The sequence below is a fragment of the Enterococcus silesiacus genome (assembly GCF_001886225.1).
GTDB lineage: Bacteria > Bacillota > Bacilli > Lactobacillales > Enterococcaceae > Enterococcus_L > Enterococcus_L silesiacus.
In genome coordinates, this window is sequence record NZ_JXLC01000065.1 from 1 (window position 1) to 715 (window position 715).

1 protein-coding gene is annotated in these 715 nt (G+C 36.8%); it reads right to left on the reverse strand.

What is annotated here, in order from left to right; translation table 11 throughout:
* A partial coding sequence (locus tag RV15_RS18405; RefSeq protein WP_139243069.1) for a BspA family leucine-rich repeat surface protein occupies positions 1 to 715 on the reverse strand: 715 nt, incomplete at both ends.

Sequence of the window (715 nt, forward strand, 5' to 3'; positions counted from 1 at the left end):
TTTTTCTCTCTTATTCCTGTCTTTCCATCAAAACGAAACTCTTTTCCTATTGTCAGCTCTTCAAGGTAATACGGAAACATGTCATCCGCATATTCAACCGCTGTAGTGTTCCATTTAGATAAATCTAAACTTGTTAGTGACTGTGAATAAAACATTCTTATCATAGATGTTACCTTATTCGTATCCCAATTCGACACATCTATACTGGTCAGCTTACGTACACCCTCAAACATACGAGACATATACTTCACTCTGCCTGTATTCCAACTGGACACATCTATACGTTCCAATTTCTCTGCATTTTCAAACAGGTTTGACATGTCCGTCACTTGACTTGTATCCCACTGCGACACATCTATATCCAATAAGTTCTTTGCACCGCTAAACATATTCGACATGGTCGTTACTTGACTTGTATTCCAATTTGATACATCTACTTTTTTCAACCTTGGCATTGTCGAGAACATATGAGACATACTCGTCACCTCTGAGGTGTCTAATAAATTTGCTCCTTCAATGCTTTCTAATTCAGATAGATCATAAAATAGATTGGAAGAATTCTTTCCTAATTTTACTGGTTCGATAAAGACTATTTCTTTAATTTTCTTTCCATTCAATCGACTTTGAGCTTCAATATGCGATCGAATATTGTGCTTGTGATGCACATAGCTAGGAAACTCTCCTGCACCAAAGGTAACTGTTTGTGTTGCTTCAT